Genomic DNA, 22,946 nt, shown 5'->3' on the forward strand with positions numbered 1-22,946 from the left:
GTCACTCCTCAATTCGTCACTCCTCAATTCGTCACTCCTCAATTCGTCATTCACCTCTATTCAATTACTTGAATCCAGCCTTTACAGATTGAATTCCCTGGCAGCGTGAGCTGGTAATAATACGTGCCGTTTATAACATCTTTGCCCCAATCATCAGCGTAGTTGTCGCTGGCGAAAACGCGTTTTCCCCAACGGTTAAAAATCTCAATGCGGGTACTTGGAGCGCCTACCACGAAGGTATCGTTTTTACCATCGCCGTTGGGGGTGATGACGTTCGGAATTCTATCCAAATTCAACACCGACACCGACTGCGTCACGGTGCTTGCACAACCGCGCGGCGAATACGCTTTGAGTGTTACTTGATACGTTCCGTTTTGGGTATAATCCAACGCCCCAGGTGCCGCCACGCCCGACTTCGTTCCATTCCCAAAATCCCACTCATAACGCGATGCTCCCGTTGTTTTATTCACGTATTGCACCATCGTCGGTTTGCCGCAAGCGTAGGTGGGTACGACATCAAAACTGGTGTTTTGTGGGCCACTTTCCACGTTTACCGTTACTGTTTTACTTGGTTTACAGCCATCAGGATAAACAGCCGTCACGGTGTAGGTAGTAGTTTGCAAAGGGTTCGCAACGGGGTTTTTGATTGTGGTATCCGACAAAGTTGGTGACGCTTTCCAGCGAATTGTCCCTGCACCTTGCGCTAACAACATGGCCGTTTGCCCCACACAAACTGTCGTGTCAGGTGTTACTCTAAAATCAGGCTTATTGTTATCAATTCGAACAGTAATGGTTTTTTGTGGCAAACAACCATCGGCATATTGCCCCGTCACGGTATAGACGGTTGTCACCAACGGTTTGGCCGTTACCCGCGTTCCGACCGAATCACTCAACGTCAAGGAAGGTGTCCAACGATAACGAGTGGCACTACCTTGCGCGCTCAAAACCGCACTTTGTCCTACGCAAATCGTGGTATCTTTAAATGCTGCAAAGTCAGGCTTATCGTTGTTGATTTTAACCGTTACAGTGCGCGTCACGACGCAAGCCGAATCCGTAATGGTGCAAATAAAATTGGTCGTGGCATTTACCTTCGCGATGGGATTAGCAATAGTTGGATTGCTCAAACCCGCCGCAGGCGTCCACGAATATTTCAATCCGCCAGTCGCTTTGAGTGGCACACCTACGTTGCTACAAACGGTGGTATCTCCACTGGCAGCCGCTTTGCTTACGCCTACTTTGATAATTTTTGTCACAACATCTTGTCCACGGCAAACCAAGGGATTAGATGCCCGCAGCGTCACACGGTATTCACCTGGTTGATTAAATGTGTAAGTTGCTTTCAGCGGATCACGCGAGATGTTGTTTCCTTGCACATCCCAGGTATAAGTCTTTCCTCCTTCACTCGTGTTTAAGAAATCCAACGTCATAGGCGCACAACCCGACAATACATTTTTGGTTGTCCCTTGATAGACATCAAAATCGGCCTTGAGGCGGTCGATGTCAAACTTGAATGCCGCGTTGTTACAATCCCCACTGTTACGGTTCACCGCCCACACGTTGGGCGTAGAAGGGAAATTGGCTTGGCGACATACACACGTGGCTTGATAAATCACACCATTTTTGGCAAAACGGCTCGTTCCACCGTCCACGTGATCACCGTCGGTACTTGGTGGTGAAGTACTTCCAATAAATGTACCGTAGAGCAGCGATTTTGCCCCTTTTTCTAAAATGGCAATGTAAAAATTGCTTCCTGTGGTCGTCGTCCGAAACGCATCGGGCGTTGTTGGCAAGCCAATGGTACTACTGGTGGGGTTATAGCCATTTCGTGAATTAACGACTCCTCCCCAACCCGACAAATAAATATTCCCACATTCGTTGACCAAAAAAGCGGTCGGTGCAATATCTGGCCTTGCTCTTGATGAACCAATGGTGGTTGAAAATATCGTTCGCGAAAGTGTTTTATCTAAAGCATGAATAAACTGCCCTGCGTTGGTGTTGCTATAAACTCCTGTAGTGGTGGGATAACGGCCACGCGTGAGTCCAAAAACGTGGACATTTTCTTCCGCATCCACATCCAACAAATACGCCACGTCTGAGCTATCCGTCCCGAGGTAGGTCAATTGTTCCAATTTATCGTTGACAAATTTGGCCACAAAACCATCTTCTTCCCCGCTTTTGGTGCTCTTAAATGCGGTTGTTTTAGCGGGTAAATTTGAGCTTCGGGTCAACCCTGCGACGTACAAAGCCCCCGACGGTGCCCATTTTACGCCGTATGCTCCGTCTGCAGCTGTTCCTCCCAAGTACGTACTCATGAGCATTGTTCTGAGGTCTGAACTTAGCTTAAACACCACCGCGTCTTGGCGCCCCCCTCCGTACTGCACCGTGGTGGGATTGACCGTCGGGAAATTGGTCGAATTGGTCGAAGTAGCCACATAGACATTGTCTTTGTCATCTACCACTACTTCCCCCCTGAACTCATCGCTGTAGTTGATCAAGTTAAAATCAAAAGTGCGGCAAATTCCATCATTGCCGTTGCCTCCCACCAGCGTACTTGCCGCTAACGTTGACCCATCGGCACTCAGTTTCATCACAAAAATGTCGCTACCAATAGTGTATTCAAACCCCCCAACAGGTACAGTGAGTGTTCCTCCCCCAAATCGGGTTTGGTATGCACCAGCTGACAGCGGAAAATTTTGCGACGATGTTGTTCCAAAAATCACCAGTTCTCCTTTGTTATTCACAATCATACTGTGCGGGACGTCGGTACCTGAGCCTCCTATGTAGGTTCCGTAGAGAAGACGAGTGCCATCGGGACTAAATTTTAGTAGTCCTATGTCCACACTTGAACTCGTTTGCCGCTGAAAAGCTCCCGCAGTAATTGGAAAAGCGCCTGGTGTGTGCAATGTACCAATCGAATACAAGTTCCCTTGTTCGTCGTATGTAGCAGCGTGTCCAAAGTTGTTGGCAAACGAACCCGAGAAAGTCGAAAACACCAGCTCAGGGTCAATCGTCAGCGCTTGGCTGCGGTCGTATCCTTTGGGAAAATTAAACGACAACTGATTTCCATCTAACTGATAATGAGCTGCTACTTCGCGGGTACGATTGTTGATTTCTTGGTAGGTATAAGGTTTTAATTCCCGAAATGTATTGATGGAAGTTTCAACCGCCAGTTGATTATCCTCCAACTTCAACGACTTACTACCCTCGTAACGAAGCTTAATTTTAGAGACATCGGCCTGAGGATCTACCAAAAATTCGTACTTGAGCGTTTGGCGAAAGGCGTACATTTTAAAGTCGATGCCAGGATAGACATCTTCATAGACAATCTCGCCAAACGAAGGCACATCTTGCGCCCATTTTTTGGGGTCATTGCCCAAGAAATAGTTAAACTTCGCGGCGTTTGAATGGTCTTCTTTTACTTTGATGGCCGACGACGCCCCCTCAAACATCACTTCCACCGCGTGCCCGTTTACCAGCGGACTTATGCGGGCGTTAGACAAGCGCTCTCCCGTAGCATGAGCACTACGAAGAGGATTTCCCTCAAAAAAAACGTACATCAGCGATTTTTCTTTCAGGAACAAATAGCCTCCTGGAATATCGGCGCGATAACGTACGTCGGCGTCCCATTGACCTTGGTTACGCACAAAACGAACCGCCGAGGGGGTTTGCGCACGCCCCTCTCCCCACACCAAAAACAATACAACTAAAATGCGTACAAAATGCTTCATACTAAAACAAACGAAAACAATTCGTTGAAATTATGCAACCTATAAAGGCAAGACTTTCCAAAACGCTGGAACGTTGGAAAGCCTCGTTATTTTCTTTAAAAATCAGCGTTTAGCCTCTCCTATTACCCTTTTGAGAGTTCTTTGGCACGGCGTTCGGCGGCCAAAATTCCCGTTTGGAGGGTCTGGGCTAAGCCACCACCTTCAAACTCGCGAAGGGCGGCTTCGGTCGTTCCTCCTTTGGAAGCAACGGCCTTAATCAGGTCATCGAGGCTTTTATCGGCGTTGTTGATCAGATGGAAAGACCCCAACATGGTTTGCTTTACCAACAAAGTTGCCATCGACTCCTCAAAGCCCATTTGCTTGCCTGCTTCCACCATCGCTTTGACCAAATAATAGAAGTACGCAGGGCCGCTACCGCTCAAGGCCGTTACGGCATCAAGCATCGACTCGTCTTCCAAAAACACCGAACGACCCGTGGCATTGATGAGATTATCAACTTTTAGCAATTGGGCAAAACTCAACTCTTTCGCCGCCGAAAAGCCCGTGATACCCATTCCCAACATGGCAGGGGTATTAGGCATGGCCCTGATGACCAAACGGTGATTTAGTGTTTCTTGAATGGTAGAAATCGGAATCCCCGCCATGATTGACAACACCACTTGCTGCGGTTGAAGTACCTCCCGCAAGGCGTCCTGCACCATCCCGAAATCTTGCGGCTTCACCGACAAAATCACGACGTCGTACTCACCCACGTGCGCGCTGATGGTTTCGATCACCACCCCCGTGTTTTCAGTTCGCAGGTTTTCGGCGCGATTGGCGCTTTTTTCAATCAAAAGAAGGTTCTCTTTTTTTACTAAATCATATTGCAAAAACGACTTGGCAAAGGCCATTCCCATGTTTCCGCAACCTACAATGGCAATTTTCATCAGTTTCGACTAAGAAGTTTGAGATTATGTCGCAAAATTGAGGATAATTTACCAATAAAACGCTCCATTAGTGTATTTTTGAAGACCAAATACGTTCATTTTCATGAAAAAACTTCTCCTTTACACTTCATTATGTTTCTTGGGCTGCTACACTGCTTTCGCCCAAAAGAAACCCAAAAAAACAACGCCGCCCCCCGCGCCGATTGCCAAAAAAGCCCTTACCCACGATGTGTACGACTTTTGGAAAGACATTCCTGAGCGCGTCGTCAGCAACAACGGGCAATGGTTTGGTTATGCGCTTAACCCACAAGAAGGCGACGGGAAAGTCGTTTTTCAAAATTTTGTCACGAACCAAACCGACTCGGTGGCACGAGGCGGTGAGTTGCGTTTTTCCAACGATTCTGAATTTGCCGTTTTCAAAATCAAGCCCCAATTGAGCGCTACCAAAGCGGCCAAGCGGGCCAAAAAGAAAAAGGACGAAATGCCCAAAGACTCGCTGGGCATCTACGCGCTTTCGACCAAAAAACTGAGCAAATTTCCTGCCATTCAGTCATTCAAATTACCCGAAAAAGGCAGCGAATGGGTCGCGTACTTAGGCGAAAGTCCCAAAGTAAAGCCTGACACCACCAAAAAAGCCCCCACAAGACGCGCCAAACGCGAATCGGATGAAAACGGCTACCGCTTGGTGACGCGTATGCTCAAAACCAGTACCGAACGCGCATTCGGGTTTGTGACCGATTATGAAGTAAGCAAAAACGGTAAGCGCTTGGCATTTGCAACTTCAGGTAGCGATTCTACCAAAGCGGGGGTTTATGTCTTTGAACCCACGTCAAACCAACTTCAGCAGGTTTATGAAGGGCATTCAAAGCACAAATTCAAAAAGCTGTCTTTTGACGAAAATGGCGAACAATTGGCTTTCATTGCCGATTTGGACACCAACAGCAAAGCGCAAATTCGTTTGCCCAAATTATTCTACTGGAAAGCGGGCCAAGCTACTGCCGCTCGCCTAGCCGATGAGGTTAACCAACCTGCGGCGCAAGGATGGCTTGTGAGTGCCGAATACACCCCTCGTTTTGCCAAAGATGGTTCTAAGTTGTTTTTTGGTACCAACCCCAAGCCCATCGTACAAGATACCACCTTGCTTGCTGAAGAAATTGTCAACGTAGAAGTATGGCATTGGCAAGACGAACGCCTTCAAACCCAGCAAAAAGTAAGCCTCGAACGCGACAAAAAGCAGTCGTATTTGGCCGTTGCTCACCTCAATGACCTAAAATTGACGCAGTTGGGTACATTAGAAGTTCCTGATGTCACACTTGTCAATGAAGGCAATGCTGATTTTGCCGTTGGCAAATCCGACCGCCGCTACTCGCACCAGCACTGGGACTGGAATCCCGTAGAGGATGCCTATATCATCAGCCTACGCGACGGTTCTAAAAAAATGGCCAAAGAAAAGATAGAAGGCAGTGCGCGTACCTCGCCAGAAGGCAAGTATTTGTACTGGTTTTCCAACCCTGATACGGCTTGGTTTGCGCACGATATTACGGCCAATCAAACCATTCAGTTGACCAATAATAAAACCGTTAAATACGCCGACGAAGAAGATGACCATCCCGATTTCCCCAATCCGTACGGCATAGCGGGCTGGACTAAAAACGACCAGTATTTGTTGGTATATGACCGTTTTGACATTTGGCAAATTGATCCAAAAAAGCCTACATCGCTCGTAAAATTAACCGATGGCCGCGCCGCCAAAAACCAGTACCGCTACGTACGTTTGGATGCCGAAGAGCGAAACATCGATCTTGGTAAGTCTCTTTTGTTGCGTACCGTCAACGAAACTACCCGCCAAGAAGGTTTCAGTCAGCTGACGGGCAGTGCTATCCAGCGTTTGTACGAAGGCGATTTTAAAGTAGGAATGGCCGTGTTGAAGGCCAAAGACGCCGACCGTGTTCTTTTCACCAAAGAAACGTTCAAAGAATATCCCGATTGGTACGCGACCGATTTGAGTTTCAAAAACGTAAAACGCGTTACCGAAGCCAACGCCCAGCAAGCCAACTACTGGTGGGGAAGCGTCGAAATCGTCAACTGGCGTGCGGGTGATGGTACACCATTGCAAGGGTTACTCTACAAACCTGAGAACTTCGACCCGACGAAGAAGTACCCAATGATGACGTATTTCTACGAGAAAAATTCCGAAAATATCCATACCCACTACGCTCCTCGCCCCATTCGTTCGTATATAAACTTCTCGTATTTTACCAGCAATGGGTACGTGGTTTTTGTTCCTGATATTGTTTACAAAGACGGCTATCCTGGTCAAAGTGCGTACAATTGCATCGTGCCAGGCGTGTTGAGTATGATTGACAAAGGGTTTGTGGATAAAGACAAAATTGGTATCTCAGGCCACAGCTGGGGCGGCTACCAAACGGCTTACCTTGTGACCCAAACCAACCTATTCCGTGCAGCCGAAGCAGGCGCTCCTGTCTCAAACATGACGAGTGCTTACGGCGGAATTCGCTGGGATTCAGGAATGTCGCGCCAAGCGCAGTACGAGCGTACCCAAAGCCGTATTGGTGGGACACTTTGGGAAAAGCCCATGCAATACCTCGAAAACTCGCCGCTTTTCCACGCCCCCAAAATCGAAACGCCTGTGTTGATGATGCACAACGACGACGACGGCGCTGTGCCTTGGTACCAAGGAATCGAATTTTACATGGCACTCAAGCGCCTCAACAAGCCCGTTTGGATGCTTAATTACAACGGAGAAAAACATGGATTAACAAAACGACAAAATATGAAAGATTTTGCCGTACGTTTGTACCAATATTTTGACCACTACCTCAAAGATGCGCCTGCTCCCGAGTGGATGTCGGAGGGCCTGCCAATGGTCGAAAAGGGAATTCGTCAAGGACTTAGCCCCGTTTCTTCTCAGAAGGCTTCGCAGCTTGGTAGTGGCTCGCAAAAATAGACATTATTAGACCTATAAGGTTTTTGAAACCTTATAGGTCTAGGTCTGGTTAACGATGCCAATCGAATGTATTATTTATCTGCTTTCTTCTACTACTTCCTACTTATTCCCATCTCTCGCCTTCCGTTTGGCGTCTTGTATGCCATTGCCGATGGCCTGAGTTGGCTTTTTTTCAACGTAGTGGGTTACCGCAAACAAGTAGTTGTGGAAAACATCCGCAACTCTTTCCCCGAAAAATCAGAAGCTGAAATACAGCAAATTGCCCGCGACTTTTACACGCATTTGTGTACGCTTATCATCGAGACGGTTAAGGCATTTAGTATGACCCGTGCTGAATTTATGCAGCGCGTTTCGTTTACGGGCTTAGACCTGCTCGACCATTATGCAAAACAAGGTAAAAGCATTATCATAGCCGCGGGGCACTGCCACAACTATGAATGGCTCGTGACGGGCATCGACCCACTCGTAAAACACAAAGTAATGGCCTTGTACCGTCCTTTGAACAATCGTTTTTTTGACGAAAAAATCAAGCAGAGCCGTAGCAAATTGGGTTTAAACTTAGCATCGATTTACGAAATCAAATCGCAGTTTGGGGAGCAAGTCGTCGAGCAACCCGTGGCGGCGGCCTTTGCCATGGACCAATCGCCGTCCAATCCAGAGAGCGCCTACTGGATGCAGTTTTTAAACCAAGACACCCCCATTCTGTTTGGCACCGAAAAATACGCCAAGGAATACGACCTTCCCGTTGTTTTTGGGCACATTCACGCCCAAAAGCGCGGTTATTACTACGCCAATTTTGAATTACTCACCGACGCTCCCCGCGAAACGGCCTACGGAGAAATCACCGAGAAAATGATGAAGTGGCTCGAAGCCGACATCCGCCAAGAACCTGCGACTTGGCTCTGGAGCCACAAACGATGGAAGCACAAACGAACTACCGTCCAATCGCCACTTTCCGAAGGATAGAATCAATCACAAAACGGGTTGTTATGCCATCGGCTTCGGCTTCGTAGTTGAGCATGATGCGGTGGTTGAACACATCGGGAGCTACTTCTTTGATGTCTTCGGGCAGCACATAGTCTCGGCCATCCATGTACGCCAAGGCTTTGGCGGCAAGGTTGAGTTTGATAGTTCCACGCGGCGACACCCCAAACTGAATATAGCGTGCTTCTTCGCGAAGGGCATAATCCAACGGGCGGCGCGTGGCAAACACCAACTCTACGATGTAGTTTTCGAGGGTTTCGGACAACGTAATTTGGTTGATTTCCTGACGGATTTGGGCAATGTCTTTTTTAGACAAAATAGGCTTAGGCTCATAATTATAATCCAGATTCGACATCCGACGCATGACCTCCAATTCTTGCGGTTTGGTAGGATAATCTACGAACACCTTCATCATAAAACGGTCTAATTGCGCCTCAGGAAGCGGATACGTACCTTCTTGTTCTACGGGGTTTTGGGTCGCCAACACAAAAAACGGCTGATCCAATTGGAATGTTTCTTCTCCAATGGTCACTTGTTTTTCTTGCATAGCTTCAAGCAACGCCGATTGCACTTTGGCAGGCGAACGGTTGACCTCATCGGCCAAAATCAAATTGGCAAAAATTGGCCCTTTTTTTACTTCATAATCGCCCAATTTGGGTCTATAAATCATCGTCCCCACAATGTCGGCAGGCAACAAGTCGGGCGTAAATTGGATGCGTTGAAAATCGAGACTTAGCACGCGAGCTAAGGTATTTACTGTCAGTGTTTTGGCCAACCCAGGCACTCCCTCCAACAAAATATGGCCTCCCGTAAAAAGCCCCACTAAAAGGCGGTTGATGAGGGTTTCTTGCCCTACCACTACCTTACCCATTTCTTCAAAAACCGCTTTTATTTTTTTTTGTGACATCTTGGTTTGTCGCTTTTTTTCAAAATCTCAAAGCGTAAAGTTAGGTATTAGAGCATTATTTTCACAATTCTATTTACTTTGTATATCAACCGAATTTATAAGCACTGTGTCCGATTTTCGATTAAGAGTTTTTTGTAGTGTAGCCCAACACCTTAGCTTTACCAAGGCAGCAAGCGAATTGTTTGTTTCCCAACCTGCCGTTACCAAGCACATTCGAGAACTCGAACAGCAATACGGCACACGTCTTTTTGAGCGCAAAGGCAATTCGGTCGTATTAACCGAAGCGGGCGAAATTTTGAAACGTTATTCGTCACAGATTTTGCATTTATACCAAGAAGCCGCGTTTGAATTGGGGACGCTGCAAGACAAGCATAACGGTGTTCTTCGGCTGGGAGCGAGTACGACCATAGGTCAGTATTTGATTGCGCCACTTTTGGCGAAATACTACGAAAAATTCCCGCAAGTGGAGCTTTCTCTCCTCAACGGCAACACCGAAATGATTGAAAATGCTGTTCTTTCTCACCACATTGATTTGGGGGTGGTAGAAGGCAAAAAGCACCAATCGGGTATTAAATACGTTGATTTTATGGACGATGAGCTCGTAGCGGTGGTGCACGTTAAAAGTAAGCTAGCTACCCTCAACGAGATTTCGGTACAAGAGTTAGCAAAAATTCCGCTAGTACTGCGCGAACGAGGCTCAGGGACGTTAGAAGTGATTGAAAGCGCCCTCAAAGAACACAACCTCAAGCTATCGTCGCTCCAAATCGTAATGCACTTGGGGGGAACCGAAAGCATTAAATCGTTTCTGGAGCATTCAAATTGCATGGCTTTTTTGTCCATTCGTTCTATCCAAAAAGAACTCACAACGGGCCAAGTTAAAATTATAAAAATCAACGAATTACAATTATTACGGAAATTTTGGCTCATTCACTTACAAGGTCAGCCAGAACCTATGGCTGAAGCGTTTATGCGGTTTGCCTTTCGTGAATATCCTAAAAAATAACAACGTATCCATCTAACCTATTTCGATTTCTCTATGAACTCACACATTCACAATCGCCGAGGTTTTCTCAAGAAAAGTGCCCTCACTACCCTTGCGGGCATGGTGGGGACGGAGATTGTTTTTGCCAAAAACATGCCTCCACACCACGTTCCGTTGGCTTTCGACGAAGGATTGGCAGGAAAGCACCCCGACATGGTTGTACTGAGTGACAAACCATGGAATGTAGAAACGCCGCCCCACTTGTTAGACGACGCCATTACGCCCGTCGAACGGATGTTTATTCGTAATAACGGCCTCGTCCCCGAGGAAAAAATCGACCCTTCGACTTGGACACTCACCATCAAAGGTGAATCGGTCAAGCAAACCAAAACTTATAAAATCAGCGACTTAAAGGCCAAATTCAAAACCTACACCTACCAGCTGGTGTTGGAATGCGGCGGAAATGGCCGTTCAGGCTATGTTCCTCAAACCTCTGGAAATCAGTGGGATCAAGGGGCGGTAAGCTGTGCCGAATGGACGGGTGTACGCCTCAAAGATATTCTGAACGATGTGGGTCTAAAAGACGATGCCGTTTATATTGGGTATTATGGCAAAGACCTTCATCCGAGCCGCGACCCGAGCAAAGTCGTGATTTCGCGCGGGGTTCCCATCAAAAAAGCCCTGGAAGACGAAACCCTCATTGCGTGGGCGCTCAACGGCAAAGACCTCCCGCTGATGCACGGCTTTCCGCTGCGCCTTGTGGTAGGTGGCTGGCCTGCGTCAGTGTCGGGCAAATGGCTGCACACGATTGCAGTACGCAACAAAGAACACGACGGTGCCAAAATGGACGGACACAGCTACCGAGTACCGCGCCAAGCCGTGATGCCAGGAGAAAAACTAGCCGAAACGCCCGAAAACTTCCGCATCATTGAGTCGATGCCCGTAAAATCGCTTATCACCTACCCCAAAACAGGGGCAATGATTGACGTTGGGAAATCGCTGTCTCTTCGTGGCCATGCTTGGGCGGGCGATTTAGCCGTCAAAGACGTATTTACGTCCATTGACTACGGAGCTACTTGGCAAAAAACCACGCTCCAAACACCCAAAAATCGTTTGGCGTGGCAGCAGTGGGCCGCTCAAGTCCAGTTTCCTCAAAAAGGGTACTACGAAGTGTGGGTACGCGCCGTAGATTCGCAGGGGGTATCGCAACCGATGGTGATTCCTGCGTGGAATCCAGGTGGTTACCTCAACAACGCTTGTCACCGTATTGCTGTTAAAGTCGTTTAACCCGATATACCAATGAAAACGAACATCATATTCCTTTGCGCGGCCGTGGTGGCGTTTTGTTTGGCGGCCATTCGCCGCGAACCGTCCGCCTATCCATCAGCGGCGCTGACCGCAGCCGACAGTGTCGATAAAGAAACAGGATTGGCCCTCGACCCTAACTTCATGATTGTGAAGGCGCAATGTACGAGTTGCCATTCCCCAAAACTCATTCTTCAACACCGTTTTACCCGCGACGAATGGTTGAGTAAAATTCGCTGGATGCAGCGCAATCATAAATTGTGGGATTTGGGGGAGTCAGAAAAGACCGTCCTCGATTACCTAGCAAAACACTACGCCCCCAGCCAAAGTGCCTACTCGCGGCGCGAAGCATTGCGTAATGTAAAATGGTATAAATTAGAGAATTAACTCCAAAGACGACACGTGTTCAAGGCGCGTGCCGTCTTTGTTTTTTAGTTCTTAATTGTATTTTGTTAAAATGTGCGAAGTACATTCACTCTTCCCCATTAGCTTCTCATTCTTTCCATATCAAACAAAGTAACCAATATTTAGATGAAAGGATTTCTAAAATTTATTTTCAGCTATCTACTTGTCTATCTGAGTGTTATACTGGGAATTGTATTTCTAATGGTAGCACCTGTCATTTTTAGAGTGTGTGATGAAAATGTTGATAAGTTTGCTGAATTTGAGGTAGCAAACGTTACTAAACCTATTGTATTTAGGGACCAGCTAACTGGCTATCAAAAATGCAGTGGTACTTCTCCAGAAACCATCGATTTAGTAATAGAAGGAGCATTGGATGGATGGGCAACGGTCACCTTTAGTCATTCGGCAAGCGGAGCCATTACATCTTCAGAATTACACTTTAAATTAGATAAAGGAAAAGTCTCTATCAATAAAAAGTTGGATTATTATTCCCAAAATCTTTGGATAAAATTTACCCCAGAAGGCTGCCGTAATGGACACTTAAAAATCAAATCTCGAATAAATGATTTTTGAAAAGTCTTGCCCAACCTTAATTGTATATAGTGCCCATTTTTGAGATTATTTACAACATAACACACTGCAAATTAAACACTTACCTCATCTAACGGCACAAACCTTGAACGCGTGCCGTTAGCTTTTTTTTCAATACCTAGCTGCATTCGTTGTAAGAACTCACAATACACAGGAGAAATCAAATTCTCCGCCTTGGAAGTCATTAACGCGTGCAATCGTAGTTCCCCTTTTTTTAGTTCGCTACCGAATATACGTTCAGCACTTAGCTCATAGAGTTGTTTTCTGAGTAATTTCTCCGTCAAGGAAATCGACGTATCAGTTTCAGAACACAGTTCACTGATAAATTGCTCGCACCATAAATAACCCAACTTTCTCGGAATCAAGGCATTTCTCACAAATCGACAGGAAACGTCTCCCACCAAGTAAATGTCCTGAATATTTTCGTTGTAAATCGTTTTTTTTACCTCTTTCAAATACGCATCATCCTCAAAATCAAACACCGAAGCAGGGGATGTCAGAAAGAATACGTCGCCAAAATGCCTGCGAATAAATCCTTCCATTTGGCAGAAAGGACATACCAAAAATAACTGATTTGAAGAAATGGAATTCATAGCATTTGGTTGTTGATGAAGGTGGGCTGCTCCAGTGATTGGAACAGCCCTTTGGTAATGGTACTTTTCTTAAAGTACAGTGTAGGTTAGTTGATTTTTATCTCCGCATTCAGCCCAGTAGTTGGTTGCTTCAAAAGCTGTTGTTTGGCTTCAAAAAAATCCTGCTGAAGTTGCTTGATCCGCTTTTCGCGCATTTTTATATCTTCTTCATTTTGGCTTTTTTCAATTTTATTTTCGTGAAACCGCACTTTTACTTGCACAAACTGCGCCAAGAGGTCAATGGCCTCCAATGACAAAAAATGACCATTCAAAAGTTGTATATTCATTTTTTCAGAAAGTTATTGTCCTTGTCCTAGTGAAAAAGCAGGTGTGCCATCAAAGGCGTACAAATTTTCGGTCTTGATGATGTCGATGTTGTGCTCGCTTGCGGCCTCCAACAGCCCTACGATTTGTTGTTTGTCTAACTCGGTTGTTCCGACAGGTTTAAAGCGGCAACGCCAGTGGTCGGTGCAGAATGTTTCGGGAAAACCTTCTGGCCAAACTTTGATACCACGGTTGGTAATCATGCTCAATGTTGCCTCGGATGTGTTGATTTTCTGCACCATCGCTGCCAACTCATCGGCACTTTCGCCGTCCCAATGCACAAACAAATCCACCCCTAGCAGTTCTTTTTTCTTGGGAGCTTTGCGTTGGTATTTTGGCAAGTTAAACGAAGTGCCTGCGGCATAACTTACGGCGTTTAATTGAGTCGGTTTTTCACCCAAATTTTTGATGACTGCCTCGGCAAACTCCTTCGTCCCTACTTTTTGCTTACTAACCCCTTCTTTGTAAATATCGTAGGTATGGATGCCTTCTTCGATGGTTTTGAGCCAGGCGTTTTGTACTTTTTCGGCTACGTCGGTTTGGCCAATGTGGTTGAGCATCAACACCGCTCCTTGCAATAAGCCCGACGGATTAGCCATGTTTTGGCCTGCTCTTCGGGGTGCCGAACCGTGAATCGCCTCAAACATAGCGCACTCTTCGCCGATATTAGCCGAACCCGCCAAACCTACTGAGCCCGCAATCTGAGCGGCCACGTCGCTAAGCACGTCTCCGTACAAATTCGGCATCACAATGACGTCAAACGCTTCGGGTGTATCCGCCATTTTGGCCGCTCCAATGTCAATAATCCAGTGTTCATTTTCGATGGTAGGGTATTCTTTCGCAATTTCATCAAAGACTTGGTGAAACAGTCCGTCGGTTTGCTTCATGATGTTGTCTTTGGTAAAACACGTCACTTTTTTACGGTCGTAGTTTTTGGCATACTCAAACGCATAGCGAACGATTTTTTCACAGCCCGGGCGGCTGATCAGTTTCAAACACTGCACCACCTCGTCGGTTTGTTGGTGTTCGATACCTGCGTACAAATCTTCTTCGTTTTCGCGCACAATCACGATGTCCATTTGCGGGTGTTTTGTTTTCACAAAAGGATGTAAACTAATGCACGGACGGATGTTGGCATACAAACCCAAAAACTTACGCGTAGTTACGTTCAAACTTTTGTAACCACCACCTTGGGGAGTCGTAATGGGGGCTTTCAAGAATACTTTGTTGCGGCGGATAATGTCCCACGATTCTTTGGCAATCCCTGAGGTGTTACCTGCTAAATACACTTTTTCACCCACCTCGATTTCATCTACTTCAATTTGCGCCCCTGCGGCTTTGATAATGGAAAGAGTGGCATCCATGATTTCGGGACCGATGCCGTCGCCCTTTGCTACCGTAATTCTTTTCATTAATGAATTTGTTTTTGGTTGACGGTGCAAAGGTCTGTAGTAGTATTTATAAATTTTTATTTAACTTTACAATAGTTATCATAAATATTTTTTATGAATTATACGCTTAACCAATTACGAATATTCCTCAAAGTGGCACAAACACGCAGCATTACGAAAGCTGCTGAAGAGCTGCATTTGACGCAGCCTGCGGTTTCGATTCAGCTCAAAAACTTCCAAGAGCAGTTTGATATTCCGTTGATTGAAGTGCTCCACAAGAGAATCTATGTCACTGATTTTGGTCAAGAAATAGCCGAAGCTGCCGATAAGATTTTGACCGAAGTATATGCCATCAATTATAAAATGCACGCCCACAAAGGTCAACTTACGGGCAAACTCAAGTTTTCGGTGGTATCGACGGGCAAGTACATCGCCCCTTACTTCATTGCCGATTTTATCAGGCAACACCCTGGCGTAGAGCTCCAAATGGACGTTACCAACAAAACCCAAGTGGTAACGAGTCTCGAAAAAAATGAGGTTGATTTTTCGTGGGTAAGTGTCTTGCCCGAGACCCTGAAAATTGAAAAAATTGAGCTTATGCAAAACAAGCTTTTCGTAGTGGGAAATGCCGAAACGCAGTACAACGAAGCTCTTTATGATAAATCCATTTTTGAAAATATTCCGCTCATTTATCGAGAACAAGGATCAGGTACACGGCATGTGATGGAAAAATTTATTCTTCAAAATAACCTTCCCGTCCGCAAAAAAATGGAATTGACCTCCAACGAAGCCGTCAAACAGGCCGTCATTGCGGGACTTGGGTATTCCATCATGCCGCTCATTGGTATCAAAAACGAACTGGTCAATCAGCAACTGCGCATTATTCCCGTCGAAGGTTTTCCCATCACTTCTACTTGGACGTTGATTTGGTTGAAAGACAAAAAGCTTTCGCCCGTTGCCCAAGCTTACTTAGACTACGTGACCCAAGAAAAACAGAACCTAATTCATGAAAAGTTTGCTTGGTTTGAAAACCAGGGATAGCGCGAGCATACTGCTCGTGATTCCTATTCAAAGGCTTCTAGCCGTTTTTCATGAAACTCCCACTATCTGGCTGGAAGCCTATAAATAAACGACACGAGGCGCAGCCTCGCGCCATCATAAGAGTAAAAAAAGGGCTTAGCTGAGTTTCAATGATAATGTACAAAAATCCCATTCATAATGCTTAGCCCTTTCTTCGTCAGCGTTCTACTGTTTATCAGCATTTTAGCCATTATTATTTTGAGCTCGCGGTACAAGTTCAACACCTTTTTTGTGCTGGTACTCGTAGCAATGGGCGTAGGATTTGCCGCAGGCATGGACGGAGAAAATGTACTCAAAGCCCTCAAAGTAGGTTTTGGAGGTACACTTGAAAAAATTGGTTTACTGATTATTTTGGGAGCCACGCTGGGCGTTATTTTGGATAAAACCAACGCGACCCTCAGTCTTGCCCATTTTGTTTTAGCCAAAACAGGCGAACGCTACGCACCGTTGGCCGTGAGTATCATTGGTTTTTTGATTGGACTACCGATTTTTTGCGACTCAGGCTTCGTCGTATTGAGTGGGCTTGTCGTTTCGTTGGGGCTTCAATTGCCCCAAAAGCGAATATCGCTGATAGGCTGTTTGGCAACGTCGCTTTATGCGGTGCATTGCTTGGTACCGCCTCACCCTGGAATCACCGCCGCCGCTGGGGTGCTCAATGTCGATTTAGGAAAAGCCATGTTATTAGGCGTAGTGGTCGCATTACCCGCTGCCATTGTAGGGTATCTGTACAGCCTTGCCCAACCAACTCCCGAAATAGAAACGCCCGATCAAAACGCCTTACCTACCCCAACCATTCCGACCGAAAATCTTCCTTCTCCTTTGCGCTCATTTCTACCGATTATCGTTCCCATTGCCCTCATTTCGCTCAAATCAGTCGTATTGCTTAGCCCCGACGCGCTACCTGCGGTTGTACTTACAATGGTCAAGTTTTTAGGTGAGCCTATTCCTGCCCTTATTGTTGGCTTACTACTGACCTTACCATTGTTTCGTCCGCTGCAAAAGGAGCAACTCAATGCCCTGTTCGACGATGCCATCTCCAAAGCAGGACCGATTTTGATTGTAACGGCGGCGGGGGGAGCTTTTGGAGAAATCATCAAAGGGCTTGAACTCGGAAAAGTCTATGGTTCGGCCATTGCTTCGGGTGGTTGGGGACTGCTTATTCCCTTTGGATTAGCCGCTATTTTCAAAACCGCCCAAGGGTCTTCGACGGTTGCCGTTGTCTCTACTGCTTCGTTAATTGCGCCTTTGTTAGATTCGTTGGGTTTTGCTTCCGAAACGGGCACGGTGCTCGCCCTACTCGCTACGGGGGCAGGCTCGATGGTAACTTCACACGCCAACGATTCCTACTTCTGGGTCATTTCTCGCTTTGGCAATCTTAGCGTATCTCAGACCTTGCGTCTCTTTTCGCCAGCCTCTACTCTGATGGGTCTGGTCGCACTGAGCATGGTTTATCTTCTAAAATTCTTACTTCTGTAAATAATCAGGTGATGAGCATCCTTCAGCAGAATTATTCGACACTCTGCACTCTACCTTCGACATTCGCGGAATTCCTTGTACTTTTGAGGAATATTTGTCCATCTTCCCCGAATGAGATACCACCGTGTGTTGGTCGAAGCGATTGTTTTTTCGCTCGGCGAAATTTTTGAAAAAGGCCGTCAAGCCGATAAAGTGATTGAGCAAGTCCTCAAATCAAACCGTAAATGGGGCGCTCGCGACCGCGGTTTTATTGCCGAAAATACCTACGAAATCGTCCGCTGGTGGCGGTTGTTATTGTTTGTAAGTCAAGAAGAACGACCTGCTTACAGCGATATTTTTGCCATTTGGCAGACACTCAAAGGCAACGAACTTCCCGCCTGGACCGAATTTGACCACATTCAGCCGCAGCGTATTCGTCAAGCCTACGAAGAAGCCAAGAAAATCCGAAAAGTCCGCGAATCTATCCCCGATTGGCTCGACGAAGTGGGAGCTTTGGAATTAGGAGAGAAATGGGACGATGAACTGCACGCGCTCAACCAAACTGCCCCCGTTGTTTTACGCGTCAATACCCTCAAAACCAACCGCGAAGCACTTCAAAAGGAGTTGGCTAAAGATGGCATTCAAACGAACCCACTTCCTTCGTTGCCCTCTGCGTTGGCATTGACAGAAAAGAAAAATGTATTTCAAACGGAGGCGTTCAAAAACGGCTTTTTTGAGGTTCAAGACGCGGGTTCGCAGGTGATTGCCCCCACGCTCGACGTTCAGCCTGGAATGCGGGTCATTGATGCTTGCGCAGGCGCTGGCGGAAAAACCTTGCACTTGGCCGCTTTGATGCAAAACCAAGGGCGATTGATTGCCATGGACGTAGAGAACTGGAAACTAGACGAACTTCGCCGCCGCGCACGTCGCAATGGGGTAAGCAACGTCGAAACGCGCCTCATCGAAGCCAAAACCATCAAGCGCCTCCGCGAAACGGCCGATCGCGTTTTGTTAGACGTGCCTTGTTCAGGTTTGGGAGTGCTTCGACGAAATCCAGATTCTAAATGGAAGATTATGCCCGAATTTTTGGCGCAAATTCGTCAAACGCAGTACGATATTTTAAGCCATTACTCACAAATGGTTAAACCTGGCGGCAAATTAGTCTATGCCACTTGTAGCATTTTACCCTCAGAAAGCGAAAATCAGGTGCAGCGCTTTCTCAAAGAGCAAGGCCAACAATGGACGCTTGAAACCGAAACGCGCACCTCTCCCGCCCGCGACGGATTCGACGGGTTTTATATGGCATCGTTGGTAAAACCTTGTTAAAAACCACCTTTTTTACGTTATTTGTCCAAGGAACCACTCACCCATAATGCTTACCATTCAAAGCAACGTTTCACTCAAGCCGTATAATACCTTCGGTATCGATGCCTCCGCACGCTACTTGGTAGAAGTAGAAAATGAAGAAGACATTCAGACACTCCTTCAACTTCCCAATGCACACACGTCACCAATGCTCATTTTGGGCGGTGGCAGCAATCTTCTCCTCACGCAAGACTTCAATGGGTTGGCGGTCAAAATCAATCTCAAAGGCATTCAAGTTGTGAAAGAAGACCAAGAGCACGTCTGGGTACGAGCGGGGGCTGGTGAAAACTGGCATGGTTTTGTCATGCACTGCGTCGAAAAAGGCTGGGCTGGCCTCGAAAATTTATCTTTGATACCTGGTACCGTCGGAGCTGCTCCCATGCAAAATATTGGTGCGTACGGTGTCGAAATCAAAGACACCTTCGACCGCCTCGAAGCAGTACAGTTAGCTACGGGCGAAAAACACATTTTTACTAATGCCGATTGCCGCTTTGGCTACCGCGATAGTGTGTTTAAAAACGAAGTGAAAGGCCAATATATCATCAGCAGTGTTCAGTTTAAGCTGGCCAAACAGCCCACTTTTCAGGTATCGTACGGCGACATTCAAACGACCCTTACGCAAATGGGCGTCAAAGAATTGAGCATTCGAGCAGTAAGTGAGGCCGTCATCAAAATTAGGCGTAGCAAACTCCCCGACCCCGCCGAAATCGGAAACGCAGGCAGTTTTTTCAAAAACCCCGAAATCCCTGCTTCGCAGTACGAAGCACTTAAAATCCAATACCCAGCCATTCCAGGCTATGTAATCAACGACACGACCGTGAAAGTGCCCGCAGGTTGGTTAATTGAACAAAACGGCTGGAAAGGAAAACGTTTTGGAAGCATTGGCGTTCATACCCGACAAGCGCTGGTACTGGTCAACTACGGAGGAGGAAAAGGTGCTGACATACAACAACTTGCCTATAAGATTCAAAACTCAGTCGAAGAGCAGTTTGGTATTCGGTTGCATACAGAGGTAAACTTCGTATAAAAAAAAGTTGGCCAGAAACTAGCCAACTTTTCGGAACCTTCCTCTTTTTTAACCAAAAATTAAAATTTTTGATGTTTCCTTAAAAAACAAACCTCTATATCTTTTTACTCTCCTTTTTTCGTCTTTTTGGTTTATATTTATTGGAGAGTTGTTAAAACCTATTTATGGCAGCTTAATTCACTCACTGCGCTTTTTATAACATAAAACCTTCGCCAAATCGTTCTAAAGACAACTGAAAAGTTCCCTTTAAACGGCCAACTGCCCGAATCTGTCTATTCTCCCCTAAAATGCGTGTTCGTACACGTATAATTTGTCTTTCAATTCTTTTCGAGCAATGTGAATCCTGTTTTTGACTGTTCCAATCGGAATACGCAAACGCTCCGCAATTTCATGGTATTTGAATCCTCGGTAGTGCATCATAAACGGCGTACGGAACGATTCTTCTAATGAATCTACGGCGCGGTTGATGTCATTCATTATAAACGTTGAAGGCGCTTCATTATCCGTGCTATTCTCAAGCGAATTGATGTAGTACAAATTTTCAGATTCGTCAATGAAAGTATTCTTCCTTACCATGCGCTGATAGTTGGTAATGAACGTGTTTTTCATAATTGTGTAGAGCCACGCTTTTAGGTTAGTTCCATCAGCATATTTTTCTCGGTTGGTAAACGCCTTCAACAAGGTATCTTGAAGCAAATCATTGGCATCATCATGGTCTTTGGTGAGGCGCATGGCAAATGGTTTCAATGACTTTGAAACTTTTGAAATATTGTAGGTGAATTCTATGGCGGTCATGGTCTTTGGATTGTTGATTTTTGTTTAATCTTTATGAAGCAAAGTTAAACAATAACATTTTACAATACCAAACCTATTTTGCAAATTATAGAACAAAATCCTACTAATTTTATTCTAAGCGACTAATTTTAATGTCTTTTACAATGCCTTTTTTCCAAAAAAACAAGTCAAAAAGAAGCAAAAAAGGGGTATTTTACACAAAAAAGTACAATTTTCAGTTTTGTTTAATTTATAGAAAAACAAGTTAAACAAAATAAAAAATTCTAATGTCTGTTTAATATTAAAAACAATATATTAAACAAAAACCCCCTATTCACGAAGGAAACAACCAAAAAAGCGCCACTTTCGATGGCGCTTTTTTGGTATATCTACTTACCTCAAAATGAGAGACCTTTTAGAGGGCGTAATAAAAATCTAAAGGGTTGGGGTACAAAAACGAATAGGGAAGGTGCGTTTGCAGGCGCTCCGACGAAATCAGTTTGTAAGGCGCTAAAGCATCATCCTCAAATGTTGGAGGAATATACCCAAACGGTTCGCAACTCCCCAAATAAACCTCGCGGCGGGTAGGATGCTGGGGCGAAACCACGTTATAGGTTTGATTCCATGCTTCGTTGGGCGAAGATAAAAACGTTTCAATGATTCCGATGGCGTCGTCGCGGTGCAGATAATTGACGGGTAAATGCCCCGTCGTCAGATTTTTTTTACCCGATACGTATTTTGCAGGAATACGCTCGTAGCCCATCAAGCCACCGCAACGAAGCACGAGCCACGTTTTTCCTACTTCCTGAATGATACGCTCGGCTTCCACCAAGGCAGGTGCCGCCGACTGCTCGGGTGTTGTTACGTCGTCTTCTACCGCCGTCCGATTGTCATCGGCATAGACCGACGTTGAACTTACGTAAATCACGCGCTGCACCGAGCTATTTTTCAGCAAAGTGGCCAAGTGCTCGATTTGGGCAGGATGAAACGTCGCGCCCGTGTGCGCCAATCGCGGCGGGATATTTACAACCAACACTTCGGTATCCAACAAATAATCCCAGCCTATTCCTTTCGGTTCGGGCGACAATTGCAGCCAAAGCGGCTCAATCCCTGCCTGACGCAGTTCGCTCAGTTTTTCGGCACGGGTTGTTGAGCCTCTTACCACGTGTCCTTGTTCTATGAGTTTTTTGGCCAAAGGCAAGCCCAGCCAGCCACATCCTAAAATGCTTACTTTCATGGTTTTTCAAAACGTAAAGTGGCCCATTGGTTCAGCGTTTTTTGAGCTACTAACTTGAGTCCAACTTCTTCGGCTTTTTGCGTAATATCCGCTATGTCAAACTCGTAAAAACCGCTCACCATCATCGTACCACCCGCTTTTAAGAACGTTTCATAGATAGGGATTTCGCGAAGCAAAATGTTGCGGTTGATGTTGGCCAACACAATGTCGTAGGTGTCGTGCGGACAGTCTTCGATGGTTCCTTGAAAAACGGTCATGTGTTTACAACCATTCATCTCAGCGTTTTCGACGGCATTGAGGTACGCCCATTCTTCGATGTCGAAGGCGGTGAGTTTAGTCGCACCCAATAGTTCCCCCAAAATCGCCAAAATACCCGTGCCACTTCCTACGTCGAGCAACGATTTTCCCTGATGATCCAGCGAAAGTTGTTGTTCCATGACCAAGGTAGTGGTTTCGTGGTGACCCGTTCCAAACGACATTTTGGGATCAATCACAATTTCGTACTGAAACGCAGGATTCGGCTCGTGGTACGACGCACGCACGCGGATTTTTCCCGCCACTTCAATCGGCTGGTAGTTTTTCTCCCATTCTTCGTTCCAGTTTTTGGGTTCGAGCTGTTGGTATTCCACCGTAATCGGCGTCATCGACTGGTAGTCGTCAACCAATTGCTGAAGTTGGGCAGCGTCAAATTGTTCATCTATGATATAGGCCAAAAGCCCTTCGTCGGTTTCGACAAACGACTCGTAGCCAATTTGGCCTAATTCAGCCATGACGATTTCGTTAAAATCAGGATTAAGCGTCAAACGCGCTTCATAATAAGTAGCAGGCATAGTTTCATAAATTACCGTTTCGCTGCAAAGGTACG

At 46.1% G+C, this 22,946-nt stretch carries 19 protein-coding genes; 10 read left to right on the forward strand and 9 right to left on the reverse strand.

What is annotated here, in order from left to right; all coding sequences use genetic code 11:
• Positions 1-56: 56 nt before the first annotated feature.
• Together AC23N5_RS01255 and proC are read right to left on the reverse strand one after the other, a co-directional pair.
• The gene (locus tag AC23N5_RS01255; protein WP_487754201.1) at positions 57-3,728 is read right to left on the reverse strand and encodes a DUF7948 domain-containing protein; all 3,672 of its coding nucleotides are present in this window, start codon (positions 3,726-3,728) and stop codon (positions 57-59) included.
• Between the two features lie 122 nt (positions 3,729-3,850).
• Entirely contained in the window at positions 3,851-4,654 is an 804-nt protein-coding gene (proC, locus tag AC23N5_RS01260; protein WP_028524069.1) for a pyrroline-5-carboxylate reductase, read from the reverse strand.
• A 103-nt stretch (positions 4,655-4,757) separates the two neighbouring features.
• Between proC and AC23N5_RS01265 the strand changes: the two genes are divergently transcribed.
• Positions 4,758-7,622 carry an alpha/beta hydrolase family protein gene (locus tag AC23N5_RS01265; RefSeq protein ID WP_487754202.1) on the forward strand — a complete coding sequence of 955 codons (2,865 nt, stop codon included), beginning with the start codon at positions 4,758-4,760 and terminating at the stop codon, positions 7,620-7,622.
• A gap of 66 nt (positions 7,623-7,688) precedes the next feature.
• Positions 7,689-8,588 (forward strand): lysophospholipid acyltransferase family protein, encoded by a 900-nt coding sequence (locus AC23N5_RS01270; protein ID WP_487754203.1) that lies wholly within the window; start codon positions 7,689-7,691, stop codon positions 8,586-8,588.
• Here the strand turns inward: AC23N5_RS01270 and AC23N5_RS01275 are convergent.
• On the reverse strand, positions 8,557-9,513 hold the full coding sequence (locus AC23N5_RS01275) for an AAA family ATPase (RefSeq protein WP_028524066.1): 957 nt from the start codon (positions 9,511-9,513) through the stop codon (positions 8,557-8,559). The two genes, AC23N5_RS01270 and AC23N5_RS01275, sit on opposite strands and share 32 nt — an antisense overlap.
• A 106-nt stretch (positions 9,514-9,619) precedes the next feature.
• On the opposite strand from AC23N5_RS01275, the gene AC23N5_RS01280 reads away from it, so the two are divergent.
• The 4 genes from AC23N5_RS01280 (at position 9,620) to AC23N5_RS01295 (ending at position 12,778) form a co-directional block, all read left to right on the forward strand.
• A complete protein-coding gene (locus tag AC23N5_RS01280; RefSeq protein ID WP_487754204.1) occupies positions 9,620-10,516 on the forward strand; it encodes a LysR substrate-binding domain-containing protein in 897 nt (298 codons plus the stop codon).
• 33 nt (positions 10,517-10,549) lie between these two features.
• Positions 10,550-11,782 (forward strand): sulfite oxidase, encoded by a 1,233-nt coding sequence (locus tag AC23N5_RS01285; protein ID WP_487754205.1) that lies wholly within the window; start codon positions 10,550-10,552, stop codon positions 11,780-11,782.
• A 12-nt stretch (positions 11,783-11,794) separates the two neighbouring features.
• Positions 11,795-12,187, forward strand: a complete 393-nt coding sequence (locus AC23N5_RS01290; RefSeq protein ID WP_487754206.1) for a hypothetical protein — start codon at positions 11,795-11,797, stop codon at positions 12,185-12,187.
• A 144-nt stretch (positions 12,188-12,331) separates the two neighbouring features.
• Positions 12,332-12,778 carry a hypothetical protein gene (locus AC23N5_RS01295; RefSeq protein ID WP_487754207.1) on the forward strand — a complete coding sequence of 149 codons (447 nt, stop codon included), beginning with the start codon at positions 12,332-12,334 and terminating at the stop codon, positions 12,776-12,778.
• A 71-nt stretch (positions 12,779-12,849) separates the two neighbouring features.
• On the opposite strand, the gene AC23N5_RS01300 is transcribed toward AC23N5_RS01295, so the two are convergent.
• From AC23N5_RS01300 to AC23N5_RS01310, 3 genes are all read right to left on the reverse strand, one after another.
• Positions 12,850-13,389 carry a hypothetical protein gene (locus tag AC23N5_RS01300; RefSeq protein ID WP_487754208.1) on the reverse strand — a complete coding sequence of 180 codons (540 nt, stop codon included), beginning with the start codon at positions 13,387-13,389 and terminating at the stop codon, positions 12,850-12,852.
• An 86-nt stretch (positions 13,390-13,475) separates the two neighbouring features.
• Entirely contained in the window at positions 13,476-13,715 is a 240-nt protein-coding gene (locus AC23N5_RS01305) for a hypothetical protein (RefSeq protein ID WP_487754209.1), read from the reverse strand.
• Positions 13,716-13,727: 12 nt separating this feature from the next.
• A complete protein-coding gene (locus AC23N5_RS01310; RefSeq protein ID WP_487754210.1) occupies positions 13,728-15,164 on the reverse strand; it encodes an NADP-dependent isocitrate dehydrogenase in 1,437 nt (478 codons plus the stop codon).
• Between the two features lie 93 nt (positions 15,165-15,257).
• Here AC23N5_RS01310 and AC23N5_RS01315 point away from each other — a divergent pair, with 93 nt between their 5' ends.
• The 4 genes from AC23N5_RS01315 to murB all read left to right on the forward strand — a co-directional run bounded on the left by AC23N5_RS01315 (position 15,258) and on the right by murB (position 20,070).
• On the forward strand, positions 15,258-16,184 hold the full coding sequence (locus AC23N5_RS01315; RefSeq protein ID WP_183972175.1) for a LysR family transcriptional regulator: 927 nt from the start codon (positions 15,258-15,260) through the stop codon (positions 16,182-16,184).
• A gap of 177 nt (positions 16,185-16,361) precedes the next feature.
• Positions 16,362-17,699: a GntP family permease gene (locus tag AC23N5_RS01320; protein WP_487754211.1), complete on the forward strand. Its 1,338-nt coding sequence runs from the start codon at positions 16,362-16,364 to the stop codon at positions 17,697-17,699.
• 111 nt (positions 17,700-17,810) lie between these two features.
• Entirely contained in the window at positions 17,811-19,004 is a 1,194-nt protein-coding gene (locus AC23N5_RS01325) for an RsmB/NOP family class I SAM-dependent RNA methyltransferase (RefSeq protein WP_487754212.1), read from the forward strand.
• Positions 19,005-19,050: 46 nt separating this feature from the next.
• On the forward strand, positions 19,051-20,070 hold the full coding sequence (gene murB / locus AC23N5_RS01330) for a UDP-N-acetylmuramate dehydrogenase (protein WP_487754213.1): 1,020 nt from the start codon (positions 19,051-19,053) through the stop codon (positions 20,068-20,070).
• A gap of 282 nt (positions 20,071-20,352) precedes the next feature.
• On the opposite strand, the gene AC23N5_RS01335 is transcribed toward murB, so the two are convergent.
• The 3 genes from AC23N5_RS01335 to prmA all read right to left on the reverse strand — a co-directional run bounded on the left by AC23N5_RS01335 (position 20,353) and on the right by prmA (position 22,911).
• Complete coding sequence (locus AC23N5_RS01335) at positions 20,353-20,865, reverse strand: RNA polymerase sigma factor (protein WP_487754214.1); 513 nt, start codon at positions 20,863-20,865, stop codon at positions 20,353-20,355.
• Positions 20,866-21,259: 394 nt separating this feature from the next.
• Positions 21,260-22,081 (reverse strand): NAD(P)H-binding protein, encoded by an 822-nt coding sequence (locus tag AC23N5_RS01340; protein ID WP_487754215.1) that lies wholly within the window; start codon positions 22,079-22,081, stop codon positions 21,260-21,262.
• Complete coding sequence (gene prmA / locus AC23N5_RS01345; protein WP_183972182.1) at positions 22,078-22,911, reverse strand: 50S ribosomal protein L11 methyltransferase; 834 nt, start codon at positions 22,909-22,911, stop codon at positions 22,078-22,080. The genes AC23N5_RS01340 and prmA overlap by 4 nt, the downstream gene beginning before the upstream one ends.
• Positions 22,912-22,946: the final 35 nt, after the last annotated feature.

This window comes from Runella sp. R5_40 (genome assembly GCF_057652295.1).

Coding starts and splice junctions, on each gene's coding strand:
- AC23N5_RS01255 (WP_487754201.1), bottom strand. CDS start 3,728: ATGAAGCATTTTGTACGCATTTTAGTTGTATTGTTTTTGGTGTGGGGA.
- proC (WP_028524069.1), bottom strand. CDS start 4,654: ATGAAAATTGCCATTGTAGGTTGCGGAAACATGGGAATGGCCTTTGCC.
- AC23N5_RS01265 (WP_487754202.1), top strand. CDS start 4,758: ATGAAAAAACTTCTCCTTTACACTTCATTATGTTTCTTGGGCTGCTAC.
- AC23N5_RS01270 (WP_487754203.1), top strand. CDS start 7,689: ATGTATTATTTATCTGCTTTCTTCTACTACTTCCTACTTATTCCCATC.
- AC23N5_RS01275 (WP_028524066.1), bottom strand. CDS start 9,513: ATGTCACAAAAAAAAATAAAAGCGGTTTTTGAAGAAATGGGTAAGGTA.
- AC23N5_RS01285 (WP_487754205.1), top strand. CDS start 10,550: ATGAACTCACACATTCACAATCGCCGAGGTTTTCTCAAGAAAAGTGCC.
- AC23N5_RS01290 (WP_487754206.1), top strand. CDS start 11,795: ATGAAAACGAACATCATATTCCTTTGCGCGGCCGTGGTGGCGTTTTGT.
- AC23N5_RS01295 (WP_487754207.1), top strand. CDS start 12,332: ATGAAAGGATTTCTAAAATTTATTTTCAGCTATCTACTTGTCTATCTG.
- AC23N5_RS01300 (WP_487754208.1), bottom strand. CDS start 13,389: ATGAATTCCATTTCTTCAAATCAGTTATTTTTGGTATGTCCTTTCTGC.
- AC23N5_RS01305 (WP_487754209.1), bottom strand. CDS start 13,715: ATGAATATACAACTTTTGAATGGTCATTTTTTGTCATTGGAGGCCATT.
- AC23N5_RS01310 (WP_487754210.1), bottom strand. CDS start 15,164: ATGAAAAGAATTACGGTAGCAAAGGGCGACGGCATCGGTCCCGAAATC.
- AC23N5_RS01315 (WP_183972175.1), top strand. CDS start 15,258: ATGAATTATACGCTTAACCAATTACGAATATTCCTCAAAGTGGCACAA.
- AC23N5_RS01320 (WP_487754211.1), top strand. CDS start 16,362: ATGCTTAGCCCTTTCTTCGTCAGCGTTCTACTGTTTATCAGCATTTTA.
- AC23N5_RS01325 (WP_487754212.1), top strand. CDS start 17,811: ATGAGATACCACCGTGTGTTGGTCGAAGCGATTGTTTTTTCGCTCGGC.
- murB (WP_487754213.1), top strand. CDS start 19,051: ATGCTTACCATTCAAAGCAACGTTTCACTCAAGCCGTATAATACCTTC.
- AC23N5_RS01335 (WP_487754214.1), bottom strand. CDS start 20,865: ATGACCGCCATAGAATTCACCTACAATATTTCAAAAGTTTCAAAGTCA.
- AC23N5_RS01340 (WP_487754215.1), bottom strand. CDS start 22,081: ATGAAAGTAAGCATTTTAGGATGTGGCTGGCTGGGCTTGCCTTTGGCC.
- prmA (WP_183972182.1), bottom strand. CDS start 22,911: ATGCCTGCTACTTATTATGAAGCGCGTTTGACGCTTAATCCTGATTTT.